The organism is Haloplanus salinarum (assembly GCF_024498175.1).
In the GTDB taxonomy this organism is placed as follows: Archaea; Halobacteriota; Halobacteria; order Halobacteriales; family Haloferacaceae; genus Haloplanus; species Haloplanus salinarum.
The window spans coordinates 2929979-2955706 of record NZ_CP101823.1 but is presented as its reverse complement, the minus strand read 5'-3'; the positions used below and the strand labels follow the sequence as shown (position 1 = coordinate 2955706).

General features: G+C 67.4%; 26 protein-coding genes. 13 read left to right on the top strand and 13 right to left on the bottom strand.

Translation table 11 applies throughout. From position 1 onward, the window contains the following. Positions 1-18: 18 nt before the first annotated feature. Positions 19-603, bottom strand: a complete 585-nt coding sequence (locus tag NO364_RS15500) for a DUF7090 family protein (protein ID WP_157690020.1) — start codon at positions 601-603, stop codon at positions 19-21. Between the two features lie 53 nt (positions 604-656). Beyond that, entirely contained in the window at positions 657-1112 is a 456-nt protein-coding gene (locus NO364_RS15495; protein ID WP_257627980.1) for a DUF2391 family protein, read from the bottom strand. Between the two features lie 142 nt (positions 1113-1254). On the opposite strand from NO364_RS15495, the gene NO364_RS15490 reads away from it, so the two are divergent. Then, positions 1255-2256 carry an AI-2E family transporter gene (locus tag NO364_RS15490; RefSeq protein ID WP_257627979.1) on the top strand — a complete coding sequence of 334 codons (1002 nt, stop codon included), beginning with the start codon at positions 1255-1257 and terminating at the stop codon, positions 2254-2256. Between the two features lie 109 nt (positions 2257-2365). On the opposite strand, the gene NO364_RS15485 is transcribed toward NO364_RS15490, so the two are convergent. Then, positions 2366-3148, bottom strand: coding sequence for a sulfurtransferase (locus NO364_RS15485; protein WP_257627978.1), 783 nt, complete (start codon positions 3146-3148; stop codon positions 2366-2368). A gap of 231 nt (positions 3149-3379) precedes the next feature. Here NO364_RS15485 and NO364_RS15480 point away from each other — a divergent pair, with 231 nt between their 5' ends. Together NO364_RS15480 and NO364_RS15475 are read left to right on the top strand one after the other, a co-directional pair. Beyond that, the gene (locus NO364_RS15480) at positions 3380-4249 is read left to right on the top strand and encodes a sulfurtransferase (RefSeq protein ID WP_157690024.1); all 870 of its coding nucleotides are present in this window, start codon (positions 3380-3382) and stop codon (positions 4247-4249) included. 180 nt (positions 4250-4429) lie between these two features. Further along, complete coding sequence (locus tag NO364_RS15475) at positions 4430-5035, top strand: transcription antitermination protein (RefSeq protein WP_257627977.1); 606 nt, start codon at positions 4430-4432, stop codon at positions 5033-5035. 58 nt (positions 5036-5093) lie between these two features. Here the strand turns inward: NO364_RS15475 and NO364_RS15470 are convergent, their stop codons facing one another. Next, positions 5094-5354 carry a DUF7553 family protein gene (locus tag NO364_RS15470; RefSeq protein ID WP_157690026.1) on the bottom strand — a complete coding sequence of 87 codons (261 nt, stop codon included), beginning with the start codon at positions 5352-5354 and terminating at the stop codon, positions 5094-5096. A gap of 151 nt (positions 5355-5505) precedes the next feature. Continuing rightward, a complete protein-coding gene (locus NO364_RS15465) occupies positions 5506-6156 on the bottom strand; it encodes a hypothetical protein (RefSeq protein WP_257627976.1) in 651 nt (216 codons plus the stop codon). A gap of 173 nt (positions 6157-6329) precedes the next feature. On the opposite strand from NO364_RS15465, the gene uvrB reads away from it, so the two are divergent. Both uvrB and NO364_RS15455 read left to right on the top strand, forming a co-directional pair. Beyond that, positions 6330-8390, top strand: coding sequence for an excinuclease ABC subunit UvrB (uvrB, locus tag NO364_RS15460; protein WP_233255324.1), 2061 nt, complete (start codon positions 6330-6332; stop codon positions 8388-8390). A 100-nt stretch (positions 8391-8490) separates the two neighbouring features. Beyond that, the gene (locus NO364_RS15455; RefSeq protein ID WP_199243616.1) at positions 8491-8652 is read left to right on the top strand and encodes a hypothetical protein; all 162 of its coding nucleotides are present in this window, start codon (positions 8491-8493) and stop codon (positions 8650-8652) included. Between the two features lie 42 nt (positions 8653-8694). On the opposite strand, the gene NO364_RS15450 is transcribed toward NO364_RS15455, so the two are convergent. Continuing rightward, positions 8695-9771: a sulfite exporter TauE/SafE family protein gene (locus NO364_RS15450; RefSeq protein ID WP_157690029.1), complete on the bottom strand. Its 1077-nt coding sequence runs from the start codon at positions 9769-9771 to the stop codon at positions 8695-8697. Between the two features lie 328 nt (positions 9772-10099). On the opposite strand from NO364_RS15450, the gene NO364_RS15445 reads away from it, so the two are divergent. Further along, the gene (locus NO364_RS15445) at positions 10100-10288 is read left to right on the top strand and encodes a DUF7554 family protein (protein WP_157690030.1); all 189 of its coding nucleotides are present in this window, start codon (positions 10100-10102) and stop codon (positions 10286-10288) included. Position 10289: 1 nt separating this feature from the next. Further along, entirely contained in the window at positions 10290-10799 is a 510-nt protein-coding gene (locus tag NO364_RS15440) for a 2'-5' RNA ligase family protein (RefSeq protein ID WP_257627975.1), read from the top strand. Here NO364_RS15440 and NO364_RS15435 read toward each other — a convergent pair. The 3 genes from NO364_RS15435 to NO364_RS15425 all read right to left on the bottom strand — a co-directional run bounded on the left by NO364_RS15435 (position 10796) and on the right by NO364_RS15425 (position 15361). Continuing rightward, positions 10796-12142 carry a cytochrome P450 gene (locus tag NO364_RS15435; RefSeq protein WP_257627974.1) on the bottom strand — a complete coding sequence of 449 codons (1347 nt, stop codon included), beginning with the start codon at positions 12140-12142 and terminating at the stop codon, positions 10796-10798. The genes NO364_RS15440 and NO364_RS15435 overlap by 4 nt on opposite strands. Positions 12143-12519: 377 nt before the next feature. Then, complete coding sequence (locus NO364_RS15430; protein WP_157690034.1) at positions 12520-13155, bottom strand: hypothetical protein; 636 nt, start codon at positions 13153-13155, stop codon at positions 12520-12522. Positions 13156-13198: 43 nt separating this feature from the next. Beyond that, the gene (locus NO364_RS15425; protein WP_257627973.1) at positions 13199-15361 is read right to left on the bottom strand and encodes an ATP-dependent DNA helicase; all 2163 of its coding nucleotides are present in this window, start codon (positions 15359-15361) and stop codon (positions 13199-13201) included. Positions 15362-15538: 177 nt separating this feature from the next. Here NO364_RS15425 and NO364_RS15420 point away from each other — a divergent pair, with 177 nt between their 5' ends. Together NO364_RS15420 and NO364_RS15415 are read left to right on the top strand one after the other, a co-directional pair. Then, positions 15539-16546 carry an agmatinase family protein gene (locus NO364_RS15420; protein WP_257627972.1) on the top strand — a complete coding sequence of 336 codons (1008 nt, stop codon included), beginning with the start codon at positions 15539-15541 and terminating at the stop codon, positions 16544-16546. A gap of 239 nt (positions 16547-16785) precedes the next feature. Beyond that, the gene (locus NO364_RS15415) at positions 16786-17013 is read left to right on the top strand and encodes a YgaP family membrane protein (protein ID WP_157690037.1); all 228 of its coding nucleotides are present in this window, start codon (positions 16786-16788) and stop codon (positions 17011-17013) included. A 171-nt stretch (positions 17014-17184) separates the two neighbouring features. On the opposite strand, the gene NO364_RS15410 is transcribed toward NO364_RS15415, so the two are convergent. Continuing rightward, a complete protein-coding gene (locus NO364_RS15410) occupies positions 17185-17826 on the bottom strand; it encodes a type 1 glutamine amidotransferase (RefSeq protein WP_157690038.1) in 642 nt (213 codons plus the stop codon). 148 nt (positions 17827-17974) lie between these two features. Here NO364_RS15410 and NO364_RS15405 point away from each other — a divergent pair, with 148 nt between their 5' ends. Beyond that, positions 17975-19288, top strand: a complete 1314-nt coding sequence (locus NO364_RS15405; protein ID WP_199243617.1) for a glutamine synthetase family protein — start codon at positions 17975-17977, stop codon at positions 19286-19288. On the opposite strand, the gene NO364_RS15400 is transcribed toward NO364_RS15405, so the two are convergent. The 3 genes from NO364_RS15400 to NO364_RS15390 form a co-directional block, all read right to left on the bottom strand. Beyond that, on the bottom strand, positions 19285-20631 hold the full coding sequence (locus NO364_RS15400) for an aspartate aminotransferase family protein (RefSeq protein ID WP_157690039.1): 1347 nt from the start codon (positions 20629-20631) through the stop codon (positions 19285-19287). The genes NO364_RS15405 and NO364_RS15400 overlap by 4 nt on opposite strands. Before the next feature lie 121 nt (positions 20632-20752). Then, positions 20753-21574 carry an ABC transporter permease gene (locus tag NO364_RS15395; RefSeq protein ID WP_157690040.1) on the bottom strand — a complete coding sequence of 274 codons (822 nt, stop codon included), beginning with the start codon at positions 21572-21574 and terminating at the stop codon, positions 20753-20755. Beyond that, positions 21571-22470 (bottom strand): ABC transporter permease, encoded by a 900-nt coding sequence (locus NO364_RS15390; RefSeq protein WP_157690041.1) that lies wholly within the window; start codon positions 22468-22470, stop codon positions 21571-21573. The genes NO364_RS15395 and NO364_RS15390 overlap by 4 nt, the downstream gene beginning before the upstream one ends. A gap of 212 nt (positions 22471-22682) precedes the next feature. Between NO364_RS15390 and NO364_RS15385 the strand changes: the two genes are divergently transcribed. The 3 genes from NO364_RS15385 to NO364_RS15375 all read left to right on the top strand — a co-directional run bounded on the left by NO364_RS15385 (position 22683) and on the right by NO364_RS15375 (position 25671). Beyond that, a complete protein-coding gene (locus NO364_RS15385) occupies positions 22683-23921 on the top strand; it encodes an ABC transporter substrate-binding protein (protein WP_257627971.1) in 1239 nt (412 codons plus the stop codon). A gap of 54 nt (positions 23922-23975) precedes the next feature. Next, positions 23976-25067: an ABC transporter ATP-binding protein gene (locus NO364_RS15380; RefSeq protein WP_157690043.1), complete on the top strand. Its 1092-nt coding sequence runs from the start codon at positions 23976-23978 to the stop codon at positions 25065-25067. Positions 25068-25182: 115 nt separating this feature from the next. Further along, positions 25183-25671 (top strand): Lrp/AsnC family transcriptional regulator, encoded by a 489-nt coding sequence (locus NO364_RS15375; protein ID WP_157690044.1) that lies wholly within the window; start codon positions 25183-25185, stop codon positions 25669-25671. Positions 25672-25728: the final 57 nt, after the last annotated feature.

Genomic DNA, 25728 nt, shown 5'->3' with positions numbered 1-25728 from the left:
AATGAACAGTATGACCCGTCAGGTGTCGAACGTCGCGGTGACGTCGCCGTCGACCCCCAGATCGAGGACGCCGTCGAACAGTTCGCGAAAGCGGGTCAGCGTCGCCTCGTCGTGGACCTCCTTCGAGAGGTGGAACAGGCCGACTGCGTCGTACTCCGCCAGCAGATCGAGGAGCTGTTTCGTCGCCTCGTACACCCGGTCCTCGTCCGCGTAGTACGCCATCTCGGTGAGCGAGTCGACGCTCACCCGCCGTTTCCCCTCGTGGCTCCCCAGGAAGGCCTCCGTCTTGGCGACGATGCCGTCGAGGTCGTCCGGCGAGGCGACGTAGTGGACGCGGTCCGAGGGGCGTCGGGAGTAGCCCCGTTCGACGGAGAGCGTATCCAGGATGTCCGCCCGGGACTCGTCGACGTCGTAGTGTTCGAGCTTCTGTTCGACCTCGCGAGCGGTGGTCCGGGTCGAAACGACGAGGAAGTTGTCCGTGTCGGTCTTCAGAAAGTCGGTGTCGATGCGGTCGGTCTCGCCGATGCTCGGGTGCAACAGGAGGATACCCGTCCCGCCGGGAATCGTCTCCGGCGCGCCGTCGATGGCGAGCGTGTAATCCATACCCGTCTCTCCGACCGAACGGACTTAAGACTGCGGGTGGCCGCCACGGACGATCAGAACAGCGAATCGGCCGTCGCGGCGCCGATGACGCTGAACACCGCGCCGACGCTGACGGCCTTGAGCGTCACTTCGATGGTACCGACCGCGACGGTGAGGCCGCCGACTCCGACCGTCCGCCCCGCCTCCCCGTCGAGGAACGTCCCGGGCGCCCCGAACGACAGGGCGAGGACGAGCACCGAGCAGTAGGAGACGAGGATCAGGGAGACGAACCGGAGCGGCACGCCACCGACCTCGGACTCGCTGTCGGGGTCCCGGTCGTCGGCCTTGTAGAGCGTCCCGTACCCGATCGCGAGGACGATCCCGACGGTCGCCAGCGCCTGTATCCACGTCATGTCGGCGGCCAGCGTCCACACCTCCTCCGTGACGACGAACGGGCCCGCTAGGAGGAACCCCCCGACGATCTGCTGGGCGGTGTCGGCCAACCTGAACCGCCGCGTCGCGCCGACCATACCCCCACCTCGCTCTCCCGCGGTAAAGGAGCGGTGTTTCCGCGTGTCCGTCCGTTCTTCGATGGCTCGCCGACGCGGTTCCGGGCCCGCCCCGGTCGGCGGCTGGGAAACGACTTTCATTGCGCCCGCCGCAGGTGACGGCGTGACCCTCCAACGTCGATACGTCCTGGGTGCGCTCCTCGCCCTCCTGGCGCTCGTCGCCGGCGCCCTCCTCGCTGACGTGCTCGCGACGGTCTTTTTCGCCATCACCGTCGCCTACCTCCTCTTTCCCCTCCGCGAGGAGCTGACCCGCCGAGGGTTCTCGCTGTGGCGGGCCAGCTTCGTCACGACGCTCGTGGCCGCCCTCGCCGTCGTCGTCCTCGCCGCGCCGCCGGTGTTGGTGGTCGTCACCCGCATCGACGCCATCGTCGCCTTCCTCGCGGCGCTCCCACCGACTCTCTCGGTGGAACTCTACGGGCTCTCGGCGAGCGTCACCCTCTCACAGGCCCGGACCGTCGCCGTCTCCTTCGGCCGTCAGCTCGCCCGATCTTTCGCCGTCGTCGCCCCCGTCCTCGCCCTCAAGCTGACGGTGTTCGGAATGGTGCTGTTCGCCCTCCTCTCCCGCCCGGCCGACACGCACCGGGCGACCCTCGCGGTCGTTCCGGCCGGCTACCGCGACGTGGTCCGGGCGCTGAGTCGACGGACCCGCGCCACCCTCTTCGGTATCTACGTCCTGCAGGCGGCGACGGCCGTCGGCACTTTCGCCGTCGCGCTCGTGCTCTTTTTTCTGCTCGGTTACCCCTACTTCCTCACGCTCGCCGTCCTCGCGGCCATCCTGCAGTTCCTCCCAGTGATCGGACCATCGATCCTGATCGCCGTCCTCGCTCTCGTCCACCTGGCGTCGGGCGACCCGTCCCAGGCCCTCCTAGTGTTCGTCACCGGGTCCCTCCTCGTGGCCTGGCTTCCCGACGTGGTGATCCGCCCCCGGCTGTCGCGTGAAACCGCCGACCTGCCCGGGAGCCTCTATTTCGTCGGCTTCGTCGGCGGCCTCCTGACGGTCGGTGCCGTCGGGGTCATCGCCGGCCCGCTCGTCGTCGGCCTCGTCGTCGAGACGGCGGAACTCCTCTCCACGGAACTCAACGACGTCCACGTCGGGGAGGAGTAGCACGTGCCGGATCGATTCGAGGGCTCGTTCGCTCCCGCTCACTCGGCGTCGCCTTTCTCCGCGGTTCGCTCCCGCTCCCCGCTCCGATCCGAGGCCTCGTTCCCTACGGTCACTCGACCTCGCTTCCCTCCAGCGGTCCGCCCCGCTCGTTCCACTCGGTGAGACTGCCCTCGTAGAAGTCGACCCGTTCGTATCCCAGGTGTCTGAGGACGACGTACGTGTGGCTGATGCGCCGGGCCGTGTTGCAGTAGAGGACGATCCGTCGGTCGCTCGTGATCCCCCGGTCGGCCAGTAGCGACTCCAGTTCCCCGCGGGATTTCAGCCCCCGGCTCTCCTCGTCGACGAGTTCCCGCCAGTCGAGCTGTACCGCGCCCGGGAGGTGTCCCTCCTCGTACTCCCACTCCTCCCGCGTGTCGACGATGACGGCCTCGGTGTCGAGTGCCGCCCGCACCGTCTCGAAATCCACCAGCGGCGAGGACTCCGGCTCCCGCACCTCGTAACTCGACGGCGCCACCTCTGTCGCTTCCGTCGTCGTCTCGTATTCCCGGTTCCACGCACTGAAGTCGCCGTCGAGCAGGTGCCAGTCGCGGTGGCCGTACAGCAACGCCGTCACCAGGAACCGGGCCGCGAAGACGCCGTGTTCGTCGTCGTAGGCGACCAGCCGGTCGTCCGCGTCGATTCCCGCCGCCTCCATCAGCTCCGTCCAGTGTGCCGCTCCGGGGAGCATCCCCTCGTCGCCCGCCTCGCTCCGGAACCGGTCGAAGGGGACGTTGACCGCGCCGGGCACGTGACCGATGCCGTCGAACTCCCAGGCGTCGCGCACGTCGACCACCCGCACCTCGTCGCGGTTGGCGGCGAGCCACTCCGGGGTGACGACGATGTCCTCGTTCATACCCGCCGCTACAGGCCCGTCGGATTTAGTGACGGCGCTTCGGCGCCCGTCCCATACCGAGACAATATTTGCCGGTTCACCGCTCGCCCGACGCCCGTCAGTCGGGGTAGTCCCCGCATTGAACCGCTCGGTCCCGGTAGATGCTGCAATATTTTCCGCTTCGGTGGAGGAATGGCCGCCTCTGCCGTCAGTGTGGGGATTATAGGGGAGGGTGTCGTAACGACTGTTGCTATGTCAGACTCAGCGTACGCGAAAGACGTTCTGGTGTCGGCGGACTGGGTGGACGACCACCTGGACGCCTTCCAGAGCGACGATCCGGACCACCGGCTCGTGGAGGTCGACGTCGACACCGAGGCCTACGACGATGGTCACGCGCCCGGCGCCATCGGCTTCAACTGGGAGACTCAGCTGCAGGACCAGACGACGCGCGACATCCTCTCGAAGGAGGACTTCGAGGACCTCCTGGGGAGCCACGGCATCTCCGAGGACTCCACCGTCGTCCTGTACGGGGACAACTCCAACTGGTTCGCGGCCTACACCTACTGGCAGTTCAAGTACTACGGCCACGACGACGTCCGCCTGATGGACGGCGGCCGCGACTACTGGCTCGAGAACGACTATCCGCTCACCGAGGAGGTCCCCGAGTTCTCCGCGGTCGACTACGAGGCGTCCGGCCCCCGCGAGAGCATCCGCGCCTACCGCGAGGACGTCGAGAACGCCATCGAGCGCGGCCTTCCGCTCGTGGACGTCCGAAGCCCCGAGGAGTTCTCCGGCGAGATCCTCGCGCCCCCGGGACTGCAGGAGACCGCCCAGCGCGGCGGCCACATCCCCGGCGCGAAGAACATCTCGTGGGCCGCCGTCACCAACGACGACGGCACGTTCAAGACCCGCGAGGAGATCCAGGACCTCTACGCCGAGGAAGGCATCGACGGCGAGGGGACGACCGTCGCCTACTGCCGGATCGGCGAACGATCCTCGGTCGCCTGGTTCGCGCTCCACGAACTCCTCGGCTACGAGGACACCATCAACTACGACGGCTCCTGGACCGAGTGGGGCAACCTCGTCGGTGCCCCGGTCGAGAAAGGCGAGGCCGACGACTAGTCGGCCTCGCAGCGGAGCGGCGAGCGGTAGCGAGCCGCGGAGAAGGGCAGCGGCGACTAGCCGCTCACGGCCACACCGTCCTCACGTTCTTTCGACCGTCCACCGGGTAGCGACGGGAGCGGTACGGGACGGCGAGCCGCTGGCGATGCATACAAACGGGCCCCCCTCGTACCGCGGTCCATGGACGGCACGACGCTCGTCGAGACGCTGACAGACGACTTGGAGACGGAGCTCTCGCGGCTCGGCTCCTCGAAGTGGCTCTACGCGCTGACGGAGGGGGAGATGACCGGTTCGACGGTCCGCGCCGCGGCGGCGGCGGACGCGTCGGCGGCCGCCGAACGGTTCGAGGCCTGGGCGGCCGACGGCGGGACCGCGGACCTCTTCGCCGACCTCGCGGACACGGCCACGGACCGGGCCGACACCGTCGACGCCGACGCCGACCCCGCCGACCGCCGGACCTACGGGACGCTCGCCGGGTTCGACGACCCCGTCGCGCGCCTCGGGGGCGCCCTCGGCCACTCGCTCGTCCTCGACCGGACGGTCGGCCAGATGGTCGGTTTCTTCGTCGGCGACGCCGACCCCTCGACGGCCGGCACCTTCCGTGACCTCCGGGACGAGGCCGACGCCGACCGGGATCGAATCGTCGCCGCGCTCGACGACCGCTGTGACTCGGACGCGGACTGGGACCGCGCCCGGAGCGCCGCGACGGCCGTCGTCGAGGCGACCTACGAGGACTACGTCGAGACGCTCGAATCCATGGGTATCAAACCGAAGAACGTCTGTTGAGCCGGCGGGTCGATCTCCACTCGAAGCGGAGGGGTTCGGGAACGACCCGCACGGTGACTCACACCCCGTCGAGGGTCTTCCGGTGTTCGGTGATGGCGTCCATCGCCGCCTGGATGTGTTCGCCGACCTCGTCGCCGGTCGCCGCTTCGACCTCCCGGAGCGCGTTCTCGTGGCGCGCCAGGCGGCCGTGGTCCGCCCCCGTCTCCACCAGGTCGGCCAGGCTGTCGGCCTGTGTTTCCAGTCGGTCCTGTTCGTCGCCGTCGGCCAAGTCGGCCGCGGCGCGCAGTTCTTCGCTCGCCAGTTCGAGTTGCTGGGCCATACGCGACGCTACGCCGTCGGGGATGAAGTTTTTTCGGAGCACTCCCGACGTCCGGCGGCGATCCGCCACGCTCCGGCGTCAGCCACCGACCGAAAGGGAACGGTCGACCGTGTCCACGATCCGCCGTCGCCCCGGTCGCCGCGTCCCCCGATCACTGCAGCGAGAGTCCCGCGAACAGTCCCACAACGCCCCCGACGACCGCCGTCAGCAGCAGGAACACGGCCAGTCCCCCCGACTCGAACCCTCCCGCTCGAGGCCACGACGACAGGATCACCGCGCCGCCGATGAGGAACACGAGCAGTAGCCCGAGGGGGGTCCCGGCGGGTCGCGACTCCCCATCCACGTTTCGCTCCGTGACTGGGCTGTCCGCCGATCCAGTCCCGACGTCCGTGCCCATCCCACCGACGCCGGAGTCGCTCACGGCCGTCGCCGTCTCGCCCAGGAGGAGCCGCCAGAGTATCGACCCTGCATCGGAGCGCTCGGCGCCCCACGCCAGCGCCACGAGGACGAGGACCCCGACCGCCGCGAGGGCGGAGCCGTCGCCGTCCTCGTCGTCGGTCGCCGTCCCGAGCGCCTCGCTCACCGACCACGCGGAGACGCCGGTCAACAGCGAGAGCAGGCGTATCGCCGTGACCAGCAGCGACAGGTCCCCGCGAGACGGCACCAGGGTCAAGCCGAGGAAGACGACTCCCGCCCCGATCGCGATCCGCTTGACCCGCTTTCGGATCGCGTCGATCCGGCCCAGTCGTCGCCAGCGATCCACCGGGACGTACTCGGCGGCGTCGACCGTCGTTCCGCTCATCCTCCCTCCCGTCGTTCGTCGTGTTCGTTCCCGGCGAGTCCACGCCGGCCGCCCGGGCACGCGCCGTCCATAACGGTCCGTTAGTCCCGAATTCGAATATGCGTTCGGACCGCGTCGGCCTCGACCGGCGGAGCGAATCCGTCAAGTCCGTCCAGTACCCACGTACACCCATCGTGAGCGACGAGAACTCCGGGCCGCTCCAGCCCGACCGCCCCGACGCCGACCGCGCCTTCCGGGTCGACGCTCCCTTCGAGCCCGCGGGCGACCAGCCCGACGCCATCGAGGAACTCGTCGCCGGCTACGAGGCCGGGATGGCCGAGCAGACGCTCCTCGGGGTGACCGGTTCCGGCAAGACGAACACGGTGTCGTGGGTGATCGAGGAACTCCAGCAGCCGACGCTCGTCATCGCCCACAACAAGACCCTCGCCGCACAGCTCTACGAGGAGTTCCGGAACCTCTTCCCCGACAACGCCGTCGAGTATTTCGTCTCCTACTACGACTACTACCAGCCCGAGGCGTACGTCGAACAGACGGACACCTTCATCGACAAGGACGCCTCGATCAACGACGAGATCGACCGTCTGCGCCACTCGGCCACCCGCTCGCTGTTGACCCGCGAGGACGTGATCGTCGTCGCCTCGGTGTCGGCCATCTACGGCCTCGGCGACCCTGCGAACTACGTCGACATGGCCCTCCGCCTCGAAGCGGGCCAGGCGATCGACCGCGACGAACTGCTGGCCCGCCTGGTCGACCTCAACTACGAGCGCAACGACGTCGACTTCACCCAGGGCACCTTCCGGGTGCGGGGCGACACCGTCGAGGTGTTCCCGATGTACGGCCGCTACGCCCTCCGAGTGGAGTTCTGGGGCGACGAGATCGACCGCCTGACGAAACTCGATCCGCTGGAAGGCGAGGTGAAGAGCCGCGAACCCGCCGCCCTGATCCACCCGGCGGAACACTACTCCATCCCCGAGGAGCGCCTCGAAAACGCCATCGAAGAGATCGAGGCCCTGATGGAGGATCGGGTCGCCTACTTCGAGCGCCAGGGTGACCTCGTCGCCGCCCAGCGGATCGAGGAGCGCACCACCTTCGACATCGAGATGCTCCGCGAGACGGGCTACTGCTCGGGCATCGAGAACTACTCCGTCCACCTCTCGGACCGGGACTCCGGCGAGGCGCCCTACACCCTCCTCGATTACTTCCCCGACGACTTCCTCACCGTCATCGACGAGTCCCACCAGACCCTCCCCCAGATCAAAGGGCAGTACGAGGGCGACAAGTCCCGCAAGGACTCGCTGGTCGAGAACGGCTTTCGCCTCCCGACCGCCTACGACAACCGCCCGCTCACCTTCGACGAGTTCGTCGAGAAGACGAACCGCACCCTCTACGTCTCGGCCACCCCGGGCGACTACGAACGGGAGCACTCCGACCAGGTGGTCGAACAGATCGTTCGGCCCACGTATCTGGTCGACCCCGCGGTCGAAGTCGCCGACGCCACCGGCCAGGTCGAGGACCTCATGGACCGCATCGACGAGCGGATCGAACGCGACGAACGCGTCCTCGTCACGACGCTCACCAAGCGCATGGCCGAGGACCTCACCGAGTACCTCTCGGAGGCCGGCGTGGCGGTGGAGTACATGCACGACGAGACGGACACCTTGGAGCGTCACGAACTGATTCGGGGGCTTCGCCTCGGGGAGTTCGACGTCCTCGTCGGCATCAACCTCCTCCGCGAGGGGCTCGACATCCCCGAGGTGTCGCTGGTGGCCATCCTCGACGCCGACCAGGAGGGCTTCCTCCGCTCGGAGACGACGCTCGTCCAGACGATGGGACGGGCGGCCCGCAACGTCAACGGCGAGGTCGTGTTGTACGCCGACGAGGTCACCGACGCCATGCAGTCGGCCATCGACGAGACCCGCCGTCGCCGCCGCATCCAGCGCGAGTTCAACGAGGAACACGGTCACGACCCGACGACCATCGAGAAGGCGGTCGGCGAGACCAACCTTCCGGGGAGCGAGACGGACACCTCCGGGGTGACGGGCGACGCCCCCGAGACCGACGAGGAGGCCCGCGCCCGGATCGAGGCGCTCGAAGACCGGATGGAGACCGCCGCCGACAACCTGGAGTTCGAACTCGCGGCCGACATCCGCGACCGCATCCGCGAACTCCGCGCCGAGTTCGAGTTCGAGGACGCCGACGACGGCGTCGCCCCCGAACTCGACTCCGAGTTCTGAGCGTGGGTCGTCCCTCGCCGCCGGTGGCTAGCCCTCCGCGACGGGACCGTGGGATCCGTCACCAATTTTTATTACCCGCGACACACGACCGTCTCAATCGATGAGCCACGAAACCGACTCACCGGGCCTGCGTAGTGAGGGACGATCGACTCCCGAAGACCCCGCGCAGCAGGGTCTCTTCGGCCGTCTCACGGCGCATCTCGCCGAGTGGCCACGACGCTACGTCGAGATGCGTGTCGACGCGCTCGATCCGGATCGCTGATTCACCTTCTCCCCCGTGGCGCGGTGGCGATACCGAGTCCGGCTACCCGAGGCCGACGGCCATCAGGAACAGCGCCGTCGCGATGATGCCGAAAAGCATCGCGACGAACCGCTTGATCGTTCGGGTGCTGAGGGCGTTCGACACGTAGGGGGCGACCTGTCCGCCCGTCACCGTCGCCGGCACCGTGAACACGACCATATTCCAGGGTGTCGAGGCGAGACTGAGCGAGTGACCGCCGACGACCCCGCCGCCGAAGACGTGGACGAGGGAGGCCAGCACCGCCGTCAGGGCGACGACGATGTGGTTCGTCCCGATGGCCACGCGCACCGGAATCCGCGTCCCGAGCATCGAGATGAGCCCCAGTTCGCCGATGCCGAAGCCCGCGAGCCCCTGGAAGGTGCCGCCGACGCTGTAGTTCGCGGCCCGGCGCAGGTAGCCCGCACGGGTGTAGGTGTAGTCGTCGCCTTCGCGGTCGACGCGTGTCACCGTCCCGTCGGTGGCCGTCTCGACGCCCGCTGGCCCGAGTTTGCCGCTGTCGTCGGGGAGTTCGCCGCCGACCGCCGCGCCCCCGTCCGTGGCGGTGCTATCGGTCCCGCCGCCGTGATCGAGATTGGTTTTGAACAGGAGGTAAGCGGCCGCCAGCAGAGCGAGACCGAGCAGCGCGTGAAACAGCGGCTCCGGGATGACGAAGGAGAGCAACGCGCCGCCGACGACGAAGGGGAGCGACCCGCCGACGAGCGTCAGTGCCAGCCGTCGGTCGACGAGTCCGTACTGGACGAACGCCACCGACGAACTCGAGAGTCCGAACGCCTCGCTGATGAGCCCGACTTTCACGATGGTTTCCGGTTCGAGCGGCTGGGCGAAGAGGGGGAACAGGAAGATGAGAAACGGCACGAAGAGGGCGGACCCGCTGATCCCGACGGTGTTCACGATGGTCGCACCGAGCAGGAAGACGGGGAACAGCCACCAGAATTCGAGCCAGTAGGTTACGTCCGTGGTCCCCGTCGTGGGCGCCGAGGTGAGGACTGCGACGACGAAGACGAGCGGCGCCGTGAAGACGAACACGTGTTGGTACTTCAGGAACCACTTCTGCGCACGGCTGTATGCGGACGCAGTCATCGATGGCGGGCGCAGTGAGCGGCCGTCGCCGCGGGGGTTCGTTGTCGGAGCCGAGCGGACGCGGCCTCTCCGACCGTCCCGTCCGACCGATCGGACGGACACACGGTCGTTCCCGACCCCCCCGTTCCGGCCGTCCGCCCGTCTTCGAGTGAACCGTACCGGTCACCGCGCGACGTACCGTCGACCGCGTCACGACCCATTGTCGGACTGTCGGTAGCTCGGTTCGCACAAAAAGGCTTGAGGTTCGAACACTCCGTGTGAGCGGTTCCCGTATCGGAACGAGGGGACCGCCACTACCCTTTTGCATGTCCCCTGCCCACATTCGGGCATGAACCGTGCGCTACTCGACGTGGAAGACCTGCTCAAGCTGGTGCTCCTCCTCGTCCTCGTCTGGCTCGTCCTCAGGGTGGTCGGCGAGGTGTTCGACATCTTCTTCGGCTTGCTTGGGTTCCTCCCGGACCTCCTCGGTCTCCTCGTCGTCGTGTTGATCGTCCTCTGGCTTCTCGACCGCATCTGACGTGTACAGCCTCAACGTCCCCATCCCCGGCGCAGTCGAGCGTCTGGCGAACGACCTCCACCCGAAACTGACGGGGTTCGACCGGCTCCGCGACCGCCACGCCGTCGTCTGCAAGCGGTTCGCGGCCGACGAGGACGACTACCACCGCCTGCGCGAACGCCTCCGCACGGCGCTCTCGCCGACGCCCGCGTTCGAGGCGACGGTGACCGGCGTCGACGCCTTCGAGACGCCCACCCACGGTCCCGGACCCGTGGTCTACCTCGCCGTCGAGAGCCCGGGACTCCGGGACCTGCACCGGCGGCTGGTCGAGACGTTCGGCGTCGTCCACGACGACCTGGAGGGCGCGGCCTACGTGCCCCACGTCACCCTCGCCCGCGACGGCCCGCCCGAGGCGGTCGACCGACTGCTGGCGACGGATATCGAGCCCGTCAGTTGGACGGTGTCGGAACTCCACCTCTGGAGTCGCGCCCGGCGGGAGACGGCGTGGCGCGTGTCCCTGCCCCGACCCTAGCGCTCCCGAACCCGCATCGGCATCCCGTCTTCGGGATGCATCGTCAGCGACCCCCGGAGGTCGAAGGGCTCGTCGCGGGCGTATTCGAGGCGGTACTCGCGACCGACGACCGCGAGGATGATCTTCGCCTCCAGGAGCGAGAAGTGTTTGCCGATGCAGTGGCGTGGCCCGCCGCCGAACGGGAAGTGTGCGAACCGCGGGCGGTCGGCACGCCGCTCCCGGGTCCAGCGGTCGGGGTCGAACCGCTCCGGCTCCGTCCACCACCGCGGCGAGCGGTGGACCGCCCACTGGGGGAGCATGATCGCCGCCCCCTCGGGTATCCGATAGCCCCCGAGTTTCACGTCCACCACGGGTTCCCGGAACATCACGTAGACGGGCGGATAGAGCCGCATCGTCTCCTGGAGCACCCGATCCAGATAGGTCAGCTCCCGGGCGTCCGCGAACGTCGGCGGGCCGTCGAGGACGTCGTCGAGTTCCGCGTGGACCCGCTGCTCGGCGTCGGGATGCTCCGAGAGCAGGTAGAACGCGTAGGTGAGCGTCAGCGCCGTCGTGTCGTGGCCCGCGAGCAGCATCGTCACCACCTCGTCGCGGAGCTGTTCGTCCGTCTGTTCGTTCCGGTTTTGCGCCCGCAGCAGGATCGAGAGCAGGTCCATCGGCGGGTCCTCGTCGTCGGCGCTGCCCTCGGTGCCGCGGCGCTCGTCGATCACGTCCGCCACCACGTCCTCCAGTCGCTGGACTGCGGCCTCGTACGCCCGGTTCTCGGGCGTGGGGAGCCAGTCCGGCGTGACGAACCGGATCGGGTCGGGTTCGAACCGCGCCCCCAGGGGTTCGAGGTTCTCCTGAATCGTCCGCACCCGCTCCTCGCCGAGGTCGACCCCCAGCATGGCGTCGGCGATGATCCGAACCGTCAGCCGTGCCATCTCCAGTTCCAGGTCCAGGTCGTCGCCCGCCGCCCACGTTTCGACGGCCTCGGTCGCGTGTCGGGCCATCACGTCGGCGATGTCGGCGATCCGCGACATGTCGAACGCGGGGTTGGCCAGGTCGCGTTGCTTCCGCCACCGGTCGCCCTCGCTCAGGAGCAGACCGTCGCCGAGGAGGCGGCCGAGCGCGTCGTCCTGGAACGCCGGCTTCCGGTACTTCGCGTGGTCGCCGACCAGGATCCGCTCGATGTCGGCGGGGTTCGTCGCGATGTAGGTCTCCATCGGACCGAGGTCGGCCGCCACCACGTCCCCGTAGGCCGACTCACACGCCGTCAGGAACGAGAAGGGGTCCCGGGCGTACTGTCTGCTGTTGCCGAAGACTGGCTCTCCACGGGGACCGGGAGGCCGTGACTGCTGGCGCATCGCCCGGGGTTAGGCGGGGAGCGACATAAGCGCGTGGCCTCCCCTCACCGGTAGTGTTGAGATACGCATTCGAAACTGAGACCACCTCGAAAGCCCCCGGCGTCTCGGCTCCCGGGACTCGCTGCGCTCCTCACTGCGTTGCGGTGCTTGCGTCGTCCGGGTTCGCCGAGACGCCGGCCCCTTTCAGTCCCACCCAGCGGCGGCCGGTCGGCCAACCGATGCGGGTGGGACTGAAAGGGGCGCCTCGCTGGAGGAAGGCGGCCGACGCAAGGACCGCAGGCCGAAGGCCGAGGACCGCAGCGAGGCCCCCGACTCCAGCGAGGCGGGGCTTTCGAGGTGTCTCCAATCCAATCGCGCTAATCGCAACAGTACCCCCCTCACCCGCTCTCGGGACCCTCCCCGACGAACCAGAAGTCGTACGGCCGGTCCTCGTCCCGGTAGGATTCGAGCGAGAGGGTCACGCGGTACGGGCCCGCGGGTTCGCCCGCCACCACGGCGGCGCGCTCGTCGACCCGGACCCCCTCCACCGCGGTGCCGTTCCCGTAGGTCGCCGTCACGTTCGTGACCACGAGGGCGTGGCCCGCGTCGAACCGGCCGGGCGCGGTGATCCGCGCGAGCGACCGGTCGCCGTCGAGTTCGGTCAGGTCGACGGTCACCGTCGCCGACCGGTGGCACTCGCCCTCCGGCGGCGCGATGGGCGTCACCGTCGGCTTGTACGGGCCGGCGAACGTCTCCCGCCAGCACGGTCCCACGTCCGCGCTCCGCTCGACGAAGACCACCTGGAGCGTCGCGGTCACCGATTCGACGTCGTCGGGGATCGTTCCGGCCCGGACGACGTACTCGACGCCGACCGGTTCCGGCGCCGCAGTCGTCGCGGTCGGTTCGGCTGTCGGTGCCGTCGTGGTCGTCGCGTCGGTCGTCTCCGTCGCCGTCGGTGACGCCTCCGGCGCCACCCCCGAACAGCCGGCGAGGAGGAGCGAGCACGCGACGAGTAGGGGGACCAGTCGTCGCATATTCGACGCGAGCGGATTCGGTCGTGAAATGCTTTCGGGACGGTCACGGCGCCGGCGGGTCGCCGTCGTAGGCGTCGAGGTCGGCGAAGAAGTTCAGGATCGCGAACTCGACTTTCTCGGTCGCCACGTCGATGAGTTCGTCGCGCTCCTCCGGCGGGAACGAGTCGCGGACGCCGTATTTCCCCATATCCCGGCCGGCGCGCGTGTAGCGCTTATCGAGGAGGACCCGCACCCCGTAGTCGTCGGGCGAGCGGATGACCCGCCCGAGCGCCTGTCTGGTCTTGCGGATCGTCGGGATCTCGACGGCGTAGCGCCACCCCGCGTCGAGGCGGTCGTCGTAGACTCGGTCGTACGCGTCCTGTACCGCCTCCAGTCGCTTCGAGAGGTTCGGATACGGCACGCCGACGACGACGACGGCTCGGGCGTCGTCGCCGTCGAAGCTCACCCCCTCGCCGAGGGTGCCCCACAGCGACGTGAACAGGGCCGCGCCGTCCTCGGCGACGAACCGTCGGCGGAGGTCCTCCGTGGGCGTCCCCGCCTCGTCGAGGTAAGCGTCCGACGCGCCGAGCAGGTCGTGATACCGCTCGGCCTCGGCGTAGGAGGGGAAAAAGCAGAGCGTGTTCCCGGGCGTCATCCGGATCACGTTGGCGAGCGTCTCCGCGACGGTCGCCTGGGTCTCGGGGTCCTCCCGATCGCTGGCGAACAGCGCCGGCCCCTCGACGGCGAACGTCCGCCGGCGCTCCTCGGGGTACGCCAGCCCGTAGGTGAGCGTTGCGGGGTCCGACAGGCCGAGGACGTCCGCGAGCACGTCGAACGGGCGGAGCGTCGCGCTCATCAGCACGCTCGCGGCCACCTCGTCGAACAGGTCCTCGGTCACTCGCCGCGGGATCGCGGTGTAGAGCTCCGCTCGGCCGTACACCTCGTCGGTGCCCGCGTCGCGCCGCACCGCGGCCATCGGGTGGCGGCCGAGGTCGGTCCCCTCGGCCATCCAGTCGGCGACGAAGCCGGCCGCCTGGAGCGTCGGCGACTCCTGTCGGGTCGTCGTCTCGCCGCGCCGGTAGGCCTCCTCGTAGGCCTCGGCGAGCGCCTCCCCGACCTGCAACGCGAGGTCGATCTCGGTGTCGATTCCGCCCCCCTCGTAGGCGTCGAGGAAGGCGAGCGTGAGATCGTCGCGGCGGTCGTCGTTGGCGACGTCGAGGTCGTGCCAGTTCTCCCCGACCTGTTCGCGCTCGCCGAACCCCAGCGCGTCGTCGACGGCCGACTCCAGCCCCGTCAGGAACGCCTCGATCACGTTGCGAGCGCGTCCCGCCCGCGAGTCGTCGGCCTCGTCGAGTTCAGCCAGCGCGCCCTCCAGGGTCCGGGCCGAGAGCGTCCGCGTCGCGTGATCGCGGGCCGCCGACTCGACGTTGTGTGCCTCGTCGAAGACGGTGACGACCTCCGAGGGATCGCGGCCCAGCCACCGGAAGAAGTGTTCGCGGATGGTCGGATCGAGGAGGTGGTGGTAGTTACAGACCGCGAGGTCGACCCCCTCCATCCCCTCCTTGAGGAGTTCGTAGCCACAGAGCCCCCGCTCGTCGGCGTAGGCGTAGATCTCCTCCGGGGTGCGGACGTCTTCGAACAGCCAGTCTTCGAAGGCCTCCGTGTCCCGGGTCAGGTTCGCGCGGTAGTGCTCACAGACGTTCGCGGACTCCAACTCCTCGATCTCCTCCTCGATCGCTTCGAGTTCGTCGACGACGGCCGCCCGGGCCTCGGCGGCCGCCTCCTCGCCCGCGCGCACGTCGTCGAGGAGCGCCTCGCTCCGCTCGGCGAGTTCCCGGCGGTCCGCCTCGGCCTCGACCAGCGAACGCGTGGTCTCCTTGAGGCTCCGGCACTCCTCGTACCCGACGTCGAGGTGACACATCGAGCCCTTGCCCTTGAAGACGACCGCCCGGATCGGCTCCTCGCTCGCGATGGCGCGGGCGTCCTCCACGAACTGGCGCATCTGCTGGTGGACGTTCGTCGTGATGACGACCGTCCGGTCCTCGTCGCGGGCGTGTGCGAGCGCGGGCACCAGGGCCGACAGCGTCTTGCCGGTGCCGGGGGCGCCCTCCAGCAACACGTCCTGGCCGCGGGCGAGCGAGTTGGCGATGCGGTCCATCGCCTCGCGCTGGTTCGGGTACGGCGACTCGTACGGAAAGAACCGCTCGTGTCCCGCCGTGTCTGCCACGGATCGGGCTTACGCGTGCCCGGATTAAAACCCTCGGGCGGGTGCGGGGACCGCTTCGGGGCACGCGGTCGGCACGCTTTACATCGCCGACACGGTAGCCTCCGCCATGCGACCGCTCACTACCACCGGCCGTCGCGTGCGACAGCGAGACGTCGACTGGCGCCGACTGAGGGCTCGATGACCGACCCTCGTCGGACGCCGGCCGCTGCGTTCCGTGACGCTCACGACGGGGCGGGCGTCGAGATGGCCTACGCCGGGCACAACACGTTCCTCAAGGGCGATCCGTGCGACGTCGACGACGTCGCCGCCGACGTGGGTGTCCTCGGTGCCCCCTACGACGGCGCCCTGAGCAACCGCCCGGGCGCCCGCTACGGTCCCGAGGCGCTCCGGCGGGCGAGCGCGTGGTGGGCCTACCTCTCGAACTACAAGGGCGGGCTCACGAACGTCAACACCGGGGCGCAGGTCGACTTCTCCGACCTCTCGGTCGCCGACTGCGGCGACGTCCCCGTCTTCCCGATGGATCGCGAGCGGACGGTGGAGAGCATCGAGGCCCACGTCGCGACGGTCGCCGAGCGGGCGTTTCCGGTGCTGCTCGGCGGCGACCACTACTGCACCTACCCCGCCGTCCGCGGGTTCGCCGAGGGTGCCGGCCACGACACCGTCGGCCTCGTTCAGATCGACGCCCACAGCGATACGGTGACCGAGAGCCCCGTCTTCGGGGGCCACTACCACGGGTCGAGTACGCGCCTCGTCGCCGAGAGCCCGTGGAGCGACTACGAACACGTCAGCCAGGTGGGCATCCGCGGCTACGAGGGCCCCGACTTCGCCGAGTTCGTCGCCGAATCGGGGATCGACTGCTACACGATGCGGGACGTCCACGAACGCGGGATCACGGACGTCGTCACGAGCGCCGTCCAGGCCGCCGCCGCCGGGACCGACGCGGTCTACGTCACCTTCGACATCGACGCCGTGGATCCGGGCGTCGCGCCGGGCACCGGGACGCCGGAGCCCGACGGGCTCAGCTCCCACCAGGCGCTCCGGGCGATGGAGGTCCTGGGCACCCACGACGCCGTCGGCGCCGCCGACCTGATGGAGGTCTCGCCGACCCACGATCCGACCGACTCGACCGGCATCCTCGGGGCCTTCCTCCTCGTGACGCTGCTCGAACGGCTGTTCGCCGAGTGAGTCATACTGGGTATCGTAAGTCAGTACCGGTGGGTCGCCAGGACAGTCCGGCGAACCACCGGTACACCGTTACAATAATCCGTCTCTGTTGAAACGCTCAACGGCTGATAGGAACTGTGTGCTGAATAGGGAGCGCGTATCCGTCACGTAGGCCGACGGTGGTTACGCACCCGAACGGGTCTTGCAAGAATAGTGCACAACCGAGGCATTGTTAACATACAGTAGCGCGACTCCATAATATGGACGTCAATGTCGGAGCCACCGATAAATCAGTGCGGACAATAGTCGGTGCAGTCGCCGGAGTGCTTTCCCTTGCGATTCTCGTCGGGCAGCTCGCCGCGCCAGCTCTTGCCTCACCGGCGCTCGGTGTCGTTGCGCTCATCATGCTTGGAACGGCAGCGACTCGCTCCTGTCCAGTCTACTCCGTCCTGGGCATGAGTACGTGCCCGCGAAACGCTGGGCCGTAGGGCGTCGAATCGAGAACGCTGTTGTCCTTCCGACCACGTAGGGAAACGACGAACCCGACTGGCCTAGGTAGAGATAGCGTCAACGGGACGTGCTGCATACAGCCTCTGTATTCAGCACACCAACTGAGACCGATCACTGCCTGAGGGTTTCAACAAGGCCAATAATCCGTATCAGTCGGCCCGCCGCTCACAGACCGCGGCGAAGTTGGTGATCGTCGCCGTCGCGTTCGAGTCAGCGAAGTCGTACCCGCCCCGCGACCAGTCGCTCGGGTTGTCCTCGACGCGCTCGGTGAACTCGGGGTGGTACTGCACCGTCCAGATCGGCGCCGACTCGTGTCGGGTACAGAAGTAGTCGTTGTAGTCGGTCGTCGCGATGGTTTCCATCCCCCGACCGGGCTCGACGACGAGGTCGGCGTGCAGGACGGGCACCACGTCGCCGACGCCGTCGAGGACCGGGTCGTCCGGCGCCGTCACGTCCATCCCGACGAACGTCGCCCGGCGTCGGTCCTCCACGACCCGTCCGCCGAGGGCGTCGTTGACGAGTTGGTGACCGAAACAGATCCCCAACAGCGGCACTCCGCTGTCGAGACACGACGCCACCAGGTCGCGCTGCCGGTCGATAAACGCGTGGTCCTCCTCGTAGACGCTGGCGGTGCTCCCGCTGATGATCACGCCGTCGTAGACGTCCAGATCGGGGGTCTCCGGATCGTCCGCGTACACGTGATACTCGCCGTCCGGCGTGAGACGTTCGATCTCCGGCCCGAGATACCGGTAGTCCGGCTGTACTTCGTCGTCGAGGACGAGTATCGTCATTGTCGGATGGAGGCTCTCCGATACAATAAAGCGTTCCGTGATCGGTTCGTGTCCGAATCGAGCGTGCTACGTTGGACGCCCTCCACGACTGAGGAAAATACAAATACTCCGCGTCGCACACGGAGGACGATGCATCACCGAGGGACCCATGACCAGTGACGACGGCACGGAGATGGAGCGGCGCATCGAGTCGGCGGACGTCGACCACGTGTTCGTCGAGTTCGGGGACATCAACGGCATCTCCCGCTCGAAACAGGTGCGGGCGGACTACTTCCTCGACAACTGGCGGGACGGCTTCCCGATGAACCTGCTCCTGCTGGTCCAGACGCCGCGCAGCGAGGTGCCCACGGGAAGCGGTTTCGGCGCGGAGATCGATTACGGCGACGGCACCGTCCACCCCGACCCCTCGACGTTCCGACGCCTGCCCTGGCGGGACGACGCCGCCCGCGTCATCTGTGACCTGCACTACGACGGCGAGCCCGTCGCGGCGGCGCCGCGGACCGTCCTCCGCTCCGTGCTCTCGCGGCTGGAGGCGGCGTTCGACTACCGGTGGTATCTCGGGAGCGAACTGGAGTTCTACCTGCTGGATCCGGTCGACGGCGGCTACGAACCCGCGACCGACCACAAACACGAGTGTATCACTTGGGCCACCGAGGCGGTCGCCCCCTTCTACGACCGACTCACCGACTACGCCGACGACTACGGCGTCGACCTGACCTCCCTCCAGCACGAACACGGCCCCGGCCAGCTGGAGGTACTCTTCGACTACGGCCGTCCCCTGTCCCAGGCGGACACGACCTTCGACTTCAAGCGACTGGTGAAACGGACCGCACGCCTCGTCGACCAGCGGGCGACGTTCATGGCGAAACCCTTCGGCGACCGCGAAGGGAGCGGCTACCACCTCCACGTCTCCGCCTTCGACGGCGACGAGAACGTCTTCGCCCCCGCGGACGACGGCGCCCTTTCGACGTTCGGCCGGCACTTCGTCGGCGGCGTCCTGGCGCATGCCGACGCCCTCACCGCGGTCGGGGCGCCGACGCTCAACGCGTTCAAGCGGTTCGACCCGGACGGGTTCGCACCGTACACGGCGTCCTGGGGGGCGGACAACCGCATGACCGGGATCCGGGTGCCGAGGGGGACCCCGCGGATCGAGAACCGGATGCCGAGCGCCGGCGCGAACCCGTATCTGGTCGCCGCGGCGACGCTCGCGGCCGGCTACGACGGCCTGCGCCGCGAACTCGATCCGGGTGATCCGATCGAAGGCGACCCAACGGGCGCGGCGCCGCGACTGCCCGGGTCCCCCGAGGCGGCGCTGCGTGCGCTGGAGGCGGATTCGAAGCTCACGGACCTGCTCGGCGAGGACCTCGTCCGGGCCTACACCGCGAGCAAGCGGCGGGAACTGGAGTCGTTCCGCGAGACCGTGACCGACTGGGAGCGGACCCAGTACGTCGAGACGCTCTAGCCCTGTTCCTCGGCGAGCCGCGGCGCGATCTCCTTGAACGCCTCCAGATGTTCGTCGATGTGGCGTTTCTCGTGTTGGACCGAGATGGTCCACTGCTGTGACGCGTCGTGGGGGTGGGGGACGACCCCCTGGTTGAGCATCCCGAACCAGAAGTTCTCGTGGAACTCCACGTCGACGTGATCGAGATAGTCGCGGTAGTCCTCGATCCGGCGGTCGGTGAACGAGACGATTCCCTGGGAGTTGACGCTCTCGACGTGGCCGGTGATGCCGGCGTCGGCCATGATCTCCTCGTAGCCCGCGGCGAGTCGCTCCCCGAGGTCGTTGACGTGTCGGTAGGCGTCCTCGGTGAGGACGTCTTGGAGGACCGTCTTGACGACGCGGGCGACCAGCGGGTTCCCGTTGTAGGTGCCGTAGTGGGCGGTGTGATCCTCGATGACGGACATGACCTCCTCGCGGCCGCCGAAAGCACCCACGGGGAAGTTGCCGCCGATGCTCTTTGCCATCGTCACGAGGTCGGGTTCGACGTCGTAATACTCCGCCGCACCGCCCGGAGCGATCTTCACGCCGGTCTTGACCTCGTCGAAGATGTAGACGACGCCGTACTCGTCACAGAGTTCCCGGAGCCCCTGCAGGAACCCGTCGTACGGTTGCGTGACGCCCTTGGCGAGGACGACCGGCTCGACGATCAGCGCGCCGATCTCGTTGACGTGTTCGTCGAGGATGTCCTCGACGGCGTCGAGGTCGTTGAACGGGGCGACCTCGACGGTCTCGGCCACCTCGTCCGGAATCCCGTCGCTCTCGACGACCTTGTTCGGGCGCTTCGGGTGGCCGACCTGTCCCGCCGGGGTCGACTTGCTGATGAGGGCGTAGTCGTGGACGCCGTGGTAGGACCCCTCGATCTTCAGGAGCTTGTCCCGCCCGGAGTAGGCGCGGGCGACCCGGATGGCGTGCATGGTGCTCTCGGTGCCGCTGTTCGTGAACCGCACCTTGTCGACCATCGACCACCGCTTTTTCAGCTCCGCCGCGGCCTCCCCGAGCAGTTCGTGGGGGTGGGTGTACAGCGTTCCATCCGAGAGCTGATCGGCCGCGGCCTCGGTCACCGCGGGGTGTGCGTGGCCGACCATGCCGGCTCCGTTGTTCATGTCGAAGTCGACGTAGGCGTTGCCGTCGACGTCGTGGAGGTGGACGCCTTCGGCCCGGTCGACGACGAAGGGATACGGGTCCCAGGCGCGGTAGGTGCTCGCGACGCCGGCGGGAACGTCCTCCGTGAGACGTTCGTAGGCCCGCTCGCTCTCGGCGGTCCGCTCGCGATACCGCGCCTCGTAGTCGCTCCAGAGATCCATAGGTGCGGCTAGACCGCTCGAAATTTAAAATTTTGTATCGTATACCACATTCGAGAATATTATAGAACTCAGTACATCTTTACGAGCCATCGTCGTACGGAATTGCATCCGACTGCCGGCGTCAGTCGGTGAAGTAGTAGCTGATGAGGACCAGCGAGATGCTGAACAGGAGCACGAGGGTGCTGATGGCGTTGATGACCGGGCTCGTACCGTGTTGGATCTTCGACCAGATGTAGATGGGGAGGGTGTTTTTCACGCCGCTGGTGAAAAACGCGATGAGGAAGTCGTCGAAGGAGAGCGTGAAGGCAAAGAGCGCGCCGCTGACGATGCCGGGCATGAGGATCGGCAGGGTGACGCGGCGGTAGGCCTGCCACCGGCTCGCGCCGAGGTCACGTGCCGCCTCCTCCATGGCCGGGTCGAACCCTCGGAGCCGCGAGGTGACGGTGATGAGGACGAACGGCGTGACGAACACCAGCTGTCCGATCATGACCGTCTTCAGCGACGTCGAGATGCCGATGTAGTTGAACCAGTTGAGCAGCGCCACCCCGAGGATGAGGCCGGGAATGGTCATCGGCGCGACCACGAGCAGGCGATAGAGGCTCTTGAGTTTGAAGTCGTACCGGACGAGGGTGACGGCCCCGAGGGTACCGAGCACCGTCGCGACCGTCGTGACGACGGCGCCGACGTAGAGGCTGTTCACCGCGGCGTCGATCAGCCGGCTGTTGGCCGCGAGTTGCCGGTACCACCGGAACGTGAAGCCGTCCCAGGGGACCGTCGAGAAGGTCCCCCGCTCGAAGGAGAAGACGATGAGGACGATGATGGGCGCATAGAGGAACAGGAAGACCAGCGCCGACCAGGCGCGGATCCAGTTGCGTTCGACGAATCGGACGACCGACGCCACGGAGAACTCGGTTCCCCGCTCGTGTTGCGACTGCGTGCTCATTGGAACATCTCCTCCAGGTTGACGTAGCCGAGCAGCGACCACAGCACCCCGACGACGACGATCATCAGGACGCTCCCGAGCGCGGCGCCCATCGGCCAGTCACCGCCGATGCCGAACTCGTAGGCGATCCGGGTCCCCATGAACAGTTCGCCGCCGCCGAGCATCGCGGGGACGATGTACGCCCCCATGCTGAAGATGAACACGAAGATGAACCCCCCGACGAGCCCCGACAGCGACAGCGGGAGGACGATCCGGCGGAACACGGCGTACCGCGAGGCGCCCAGGTCGTAGGCGGCCTCGATGATCTCGCCGTCGATCTTTTCGAGACTCGAGTACAGCGGGAGGATCATGAACGGCAACCACAGATACGTCAGCCCGAGCCAGATGGAGAACTGGGTGTTGATGATCCACTCGAGGGGCTGGTTCAGGATACCGACCGCGATGAGCGCGGAGTTGAGGACGCCCTGAGAACCCAGGATGATCTTCCACCCGTAGACGCGGACGATGAAGTTCGTCCAGAAGGGGATCATCACCAGCACCGCGAGTTGGTTCTTGTACCGCCCGCCGAACCGGGCGATGTAGTACGCGAGCGGGTACGCGACGACGGCCGCCGTCACCGTCGTCAACACCGCGAGCGTCGTCGTGTTCACGAACGCGGTCCGGTTGACGAACTCCGTGAACACCGCCAAGAAGTTCCGGATCCCGTAGTCCGGGATCAGCACCAGGTCCTCCATGCGCATCGACGCGATGTAGAACATGATGAGCACCGGGCCGATGAAGAACAACAACTCCAGCAACACCAGCGGCCCCGCGGTCACGAGGAGGTCCCGGGAGATGGGTGGTGATTCGAACAGAGACCAACCTCCCTTCGATTCTTGAGACGCTTGTTCTGCCATGGCTCAGATTAGTAATACTATGTCCAATATATGTTGTGGTGGCCACCGATCGTCCCGATCGACGGGACCACGGCCGGGCGGCGCCGGCGAAAGTAGACACGTGGTACGGTGTGACGATTAATACATGGACTTCATTCATAAATAGAGTACATAATCAGATCTTGTCCGAAACAAGGAGTAAGTATAAGTCGTTAGATTTTGCATTGGTGTGTATGACGGATTCGAGGTCGAACGCGGGCGAGGGTGGCGTATCGAACGGATCGGGCCGTCGTGCCTTCCTGGTGGCGGCGGGCAGCGTCGGGGCCGCGGGGCTCGCGGGCTGTGCCGGCCGTCGTGAGGTCGGCGGCGGCGGCGACGGCGGCGACGGCAGCGATGGCGGCGACGGTGGTTCCGACGGGACGACCACCGGAAGCGCCTCCGGTGACGGGAACACGTTGAACATCCTGACCTGGGAGGGGTACGGCACCGACGAAATCGTCAGCGAGTTCGAGAGCGAACACGACGCGACGGTCAACATCAAACTCCTCTCGAGCGACCCGGAGGGGTTCAACACGCTCCAGAGCGGTGGGACGGAGACCTTCGATCTCCTGACGCTGAACAACACGTGGGCACAGCGCCACGCACAGGCGGGTACGATCGAACCGCTCGACCCCGCGGACTACCCCGAGCGGGAGAACTTCCTGGAGCGGTTCCAGGAGCCGTTCAGTTCGTTCCGTCACGACGGGGAGATGTACGCCCTCCCGACGCGGTGGGGGTGGGACACGCTCACCGTGAACACGGATCAGGTCCCCGAGGAGCATTACCAGTCGTACGAGACCCTCTGGACCGGCGGGCCGAACGGCGAGTACGAGGGGGAGATCGGCATCATGGACTGGCCGACGTGGAACATCCCGAAGATCGCGCTCTCGCTCGGCTACCCGCCCTTCGAGCAGACGGAGTCACAGCTCGAGGACATCCGCTCGAAGCTCGTCGACATGTTCTCGAACATGAACGCCGTCTACTCCGGGACCAGCGCGATCCGGCAGGCGTTCCTGCAGGAGGACATCGTGATGGCGCCCGTCGGCAACTTCGCGATGAGCCAGCTCCGCGCCGAGGGCAACGACTGGGTCGACGTCGTCATCCCGGAGCAGGGCGGGATGCAGTGGACCGAGGGGCTCTGCATCGTGAAGAACCCGACCAACCGGGAGCTCGCCGTCGAGTTCCAGCGGAAGATCATCTCCGCACAGGGGCAGTACAACGTCGCCTGGAAGCCCTCCGCGAAGAGCCCGCCGGTCAACACCGAGTCCTTCGACATGTTCGACGACAGCCAACAGCAGGCGCTCATGTTCAACGAGGACGGGTTCGACGCCGCGGCGGAGATCTCCCAGAACACGACGCCCTACGAGTTCTCGCCGATCACCGACACCTGGACCGACCTCTGGACCGAGGCGAAAGCCCGGGCCGGGATCTGAGCGGTCGGAACCGAACGATCCATGAGTTCACCACGACTATCCCCCGACAGTGAGATGACCGACGGGACTGTCCAAGAGACCGGGCGGATACAGCTAGAGGCGCTCCGGAAGGAGTACGGCGACCTCGTCGCGGTCGAGGGCGTCGACCTCGAGATCAGGGCCGGGGAGTTCCTGACCCTGCTGGGGCCGTCGGGGTGTGGCAAATCGACGACGCTCCGCATGATCGCGGGCCTGGAGACGCCCTCCGACGGCGACGTGTTCATCAGCGGAAACCGCGTGACTCCGCTCTCCGCGAACGAGCGCGACACCAGCATGGTGTTCCAGGAGTGGGCGCTGTTCCCCCACATGACCGTCAAGGAGAACGTCGCGTTCGGCCTCGAGATGGACGGCGTCCCGGCCGACGAGCGGGACCGCCGCATCGACGACATCCTCGAACTCGTCGAACTCCCGGACTACCACGACCGGCGGGCGACGGAGCTGTCCGGCGGACAGAAACAGCGCGTGGCCATGGCCCGGGCGCTCGTCCGCGAACCCGACGTCCTCCTGCTCGACGAGCCGTTGGCGAGTCTCGACCGGAAGCTCCGCCAGCACATGGAGGTCGAACTGAAGAAGATCCAGGAGGAACTCGGCATCACCTTCCTCTACGTGACTCACGACCAGGAGGAGGCGCTGACGATGAGCGACCGGATCGCGGTCATGAACGACGGGCGGATCGAACAGGTGGGCGAGGCCAGCGAGGTGTACGAACACCCCGAGACGACCTTCGTGGCGAACTTCCTCGGCGAGACGAACCTCTTCGAGGGGACCTACGAGGCCGGCGACGGCGTCGGCACCATCAGGACCGACGGCCTCGACGTCACGGTCGAGTCCGTCGACGACGCGGACGGCCGGAACGCGGCAGCCGCCGTCCGTCCCGAGCGGGTCCAGCTAGTCGACGGCGGCGAGACGCTGAACACGACCAACGAGTGGACGGGTACCGTCGAGGACGCCATCTACAAGGGGTCGATCCAGCAGTACCACGTCGACGTGGGTCCCGTCGAACTCCACGTCGAACGGCAGATCAACGAGACGACCCGCGCGTTCGACGAGGGCGCCGAAGTCTCCGTCGGGTTCCCCGCCACCTCGGGCGAACTCATCTTCGAGTGAACGTCGTCTCACTCGATCGGCGAACGATGAACCTCGTCCAAGACTTGGAAAGTTTGATACCGGGAGGAGTCGACATCGGTTCCAGACTGGTCGCGGGGAACGCGACGAGGACACTATGGACGAGAAAGACATCCGCATTCTGAAGACGGTCGCGTCGGAGGGCATCACGAGTCCGGATCGCATTCAGGAACACACCGGCATCCCGAAATCGACGGTCCACTACCGGCTCGACCAGCTCCGCGAGCGGGGCGTCCTGGAAAACGACCTCGGCGACATGGACCTCTCGAAGCTCGGCCTCGACATCACGGTCATCAGCGAGGTGTACGCCGAGTTCGACGAGGGGTACCACACGACCGTCGGCGAGAAACTCTCCGACATCGAAGGGGTAAATCAGGTGTATTTCACGATGGGTGACACCGACTTCATCGTCGTCGCCCACGTCACGAGCCGGCAGATGGTCGAGTCGCTGATCGAGGATTACGAGGCCATCGACGAGATCAGACGCACGAGTTCGCGGTTCGTCATCACGACGGTCAAACGCGAGCCGTACCCCATCAACGACTTCGGGACGGAGGCGCTGGTCGACTCGGTCGTCGAGGACTGAGACGCGCCCGCCGCCCCGACCCACACTCCTGCGCGCGCCGAGTGGTTGTATCACGTC